The sequence below is a fragment of the Tunicatimonas sp. genome, assembly GCF_049647865.1.
GTDB lineage: Bacteria > Bacteroidota > Bacteroidia > Cytophagales > Cyclobacteriaceae > Tunicatimonas.
This window is the reverse complement of the sequence record NZ_JBARYM010000832.1, coordinates 1-3,497: the sequence shown is the minus strand read 5'-3', so window position 1 is coordinate 3,497 and position 3,497 is coordinate 1. Positions and strand designations below refer to the sequence as shown.

The 3,497-nt window shown below is 43.9% G+C and carries 3 protein-coding genes; all 3 read right to left on the bottom strand.

Annotated features, from left to right (window positions below; translation table 11 throughout):
* Window positions 1-164: 164 nt before the first annotated feature.
* A complete protein-coding gene (locus tag WBA23_RS24010; RefSeq protein ID WP_424584813.1) occupies window positions 165-1,187 on the bottom strand; it encodes a sugar kinase in 1,023 nt (340 codons plus the stop codon).
* A 461-nt stretch (window positions 1,188-1,648) separates the two neighbouring features.
* Window positions 1,649-2,797: an App1 family protein gene (locus WBA23_RS24005; protein WP_424584812.1), complete on the bottom strand. Its 1,149-nt coding sequence runs from the start codon at window positions 2,795-2,797 to the stop codon at window positions 1,649-1,651.
* Window positions 2,798-2,922: 125 nt separating this feature from the next.
* Window positions 2,923-3,497, bottom strand: a 575-nt coding sequence (locus WBA23_RS24000) for a phosphatase domain-containing protein (RefSeq protein WP_424584811.1), incomplete at its 5' end; no start/stop codon positions are given.

Below are 3,497 nucleotides of genomic sequence, written 5' to 3'. Positions count from 1 at the left end.
CGTATGTAAAACAGATTAATTCTTATTTAACGAAAGTTAATAAGCAGAAATGATGAATGATACGGGGTAGAAGGTGCAGGGTGGTCATTTGTCTATACCCACTACCCTCCTACCCTTTCACCCACTACCATTCAACCTTCCTACCCTTCTACCCTTCTACCCTTCTACCTTTTAACTCTTCCCGAAACGTTACCTTCGGCAACTTCCAGAATCTCCGCTTCACTGGATATATTGATGTCGCCCGGAATAGTGTGTTTAATAGCTGAGGCTGCCGACGCAAATTCAACCGTCTTCTGACCATCCCAACCCTGACTCAGTCCGTGAATTACTCCGGCCATAAAGGCATCTCCTCCCCCCAAACGATCTACTATTTGAAAGCGATATTTACGACTTTCGTACCGATCGGTGCCATTGTAAAGTATACCGGCCCAATCGTTTTCGGTAGCGGAGTGATGAGCCCTGATTGTTAACGCTACCCACTCAAATTGCCGGTATTCCATTAATTTCTCAGCAGTCTCCCAAGTAGATGCCACTAGTTCTTCCCAACTATACCCTCGCTCGCTAGGATGAATATCCAAAACATCAGCGGCTGAACCAATATTGCTGAACAGAATATCTACGTGCTCCAGCATAGGTTGCAGCGTTTTTCTTCCTTCCTCTAGTGTCCACAGGCTACGCCGAAAATTAAGATCAAAGGCAGTCTTTACGCCAAGTTCTTGAGCCGTAGCCAAAGCCTCGGTACACGACTGGGCACAACTTGAAGATAAGGCTGGAGTAATACCCGTTGATACAAACCAATCTTGCCCTTGTAATAATTGTTGCCAATTAAAATCTTCGGGACTAGAGTCGGCAATGGCCGAATGCTCTCGGTCGTAAATAATGCGGGTAGGCCGCAGCGAAGAACCGTGTTCAATAAAGTAGGTTCCTACCCGGTCGCCTCCCCTGACGACGAACTCAGTACTTACTCCAAATTCGCGAATAGCTCGAACCGCGGCATCGCCCACCCCGTGGGAAGGCAAGCGAGTAACGTACCAAGCTCGGTGCCCTAGTAGCGAAAGTGAAGCCGCCACATTGGATTCCGCTCCAGCGTACTCCATTTTAAGTTCGTTAGTACGGGAAATACGCTCGAAGCCATTTAGTGGGGACAAGCGAAGCAGTACTTCGCCAAAGCAGGTGATACTACTCATGTTAGATTGTAATATTATTTAAGCGTAACCAAAAAATTTAATGTTCAGAAATGCACGAAATATGTACGATATCGAACAAATCAAAACTAAAGTATATGCGATTTAGAGCTTTTGAGTCTGTTTTTGTCGTTGGCATAGCAGTTGAATATTAGTTAGTATAATTAATTGTTTAACAACCGGATTGCCGGCCACATTCACTCAAAAATTTAAAGTTATGACAACTAGCATAGAATCAACAGCTCACTTATTAGTCGATACTGAATTTGCCACTATTCCTTATTCGGAGGCAACCCGTCAGTTAAACGAGCAACACGCAATTTCGAGAAGCCCTGTTCCTATTTCAAGAATAGAAACTGGAAAATTTCGCAGACTGTTTAATCGTCACATAACTGCTTTCCAGCGACGGTAATCAATAGTCAGATTACCCTGATAACTGAAGAAAAAGAATTAAGTAATTGCGATTACTGCTGTTCTTGATCTTTTTCCTTCTCTTGCTGAACATCAGTTAAGGCGGATGCTTTTATAAACCCTTTTTCTATCGCATGACGAGCCGCAGTGGCAGTATCCGCGCAACGCAGCATTTCAACTCCCAGGCTGGTCAAGTCCTGCTGAATAGTGTCAATCTCGGCATCCCGACTCTCAGGGGTTACGTCGCGAATGTAAATTGCCAATATCCGATTAGGATACTCCTTCACTACTTGATGATATATCTCCGGATCGTGCTGCCCACTATCTCCGATTAGAATAAAATTTAATTGAGGATAAGTATCTAACACACTTCTGATTTTCACCGGTTTGTGCTCATGGTGCGACTCTTTTATAAACTTAGCCGGGTCAATCCCTATATCGCGCAGTAAGATTGGCCCCTTCGGGATATTATTGATCTTAAAGAAGTCCTTTAGCACATCGTACAAATTCCACGGGCTACTGGATACATAAAAAAAGGGGTTATGATAGTTACCGTGTTGGCCTTTGGCCAGCGCCCGATAAAATCCCGTTGCCCCTTCAAAGGGCGAGCGGGTCATGGCATTCTCGGTTAGCGATAATTTCAGCACTCGGAACAATTGGTTCACTTCTGATACCAAAATTGTGTCGTCCACATCGGAAATAACTCCAAAGTCCGTTTTCTTATCAGGGATCAGTACTTCCCCCACTGTTTCGACTTCTTCCTGACTCGGAACAATCTGATCTAGTAATTCTAACTGTACCGGATGCCAGAGCATATTTTGGTCAAGGTTCGCCTGATTTACATTAAACTCCAGGTGGAAATAGCCTTCATCGTCCGCAGTGGCGGTCTGCTCCTGCCCCTGGAAGGTAGCCTTTAAGCGGGCAAAGGGTATTTCATCGCTATTGAACCGTTTGTACATGGAGACCAGGTTTCGCCATTTAGAGTCGTCTCGTACGGGAACATTAATTCCTTCGTCCTCTAAAATTCTCCCGCTAATTTTTACCTGTTCTAAATTACCAAATCCGCGGTAAGGCTGAATAACTACCGGATCAATCAGGTTGAATCTTTTTTTGAAGGCAAACTTTCGCTGATCTATTACATCGTCAACTTTACTAAGAAAGTTTAAGAATGGTTTGCCGCTGTTACTATTCTTATCAGACATATTTTATACGCTTGTTTTTTTTTGTTATTGGATCAGTGTAACTAAAGGTTGTTAAGATTTGAAAGAGGCAGGTTACAAGTTACATGCATTGAGCTTCTAACTTCCACTTCCATCTTCTGATTCCTTTATCCTTCCTTGCGGTTTTGATCATCTTTCTTGCCTTGAATTACCAATTCAAGTGCACTGTTAGGAATGAATCCTTTCTGGATGGCGTGATGCGCTGCGTCCTCAGTATCTTGACAGAGCAACATATCAACTCCGTGGCTACGCACCGTTTGAGCTATTTGCTTTACCTGCCCATCACGTTCAGTAGAATTATTTGGGCTAACGTCGCGAATATAGATGGCTAGTACTTTATCGGGGTAATCACTGACAATCTTCTGATAGATTTCTGCATCTTTTTGTCCGCTATCGCCAATCAAAATAAACGGCAGGTCCGGATACATTCTGAAGATTTGTTCTACTTTTTTAATCTTGTGGCTCAGGTGGCCAGATTTGATAAATTTGCTCTTACTGATTCCCATATCGCGAAGCAGAAACGGCCCCTTGGGGATTTCGTTCACTTCGCAAAAATGCTCCAGCAAATCATAGAGATTCCAGGGACTGCTAGAAACGTAGAAGATCGGATTAGAGCGTTGCTCGTCGTTACCTCCCTGTAATGCCTGGTAGAAAGCGGCTACACCTTCAAAGGGCATTCGGG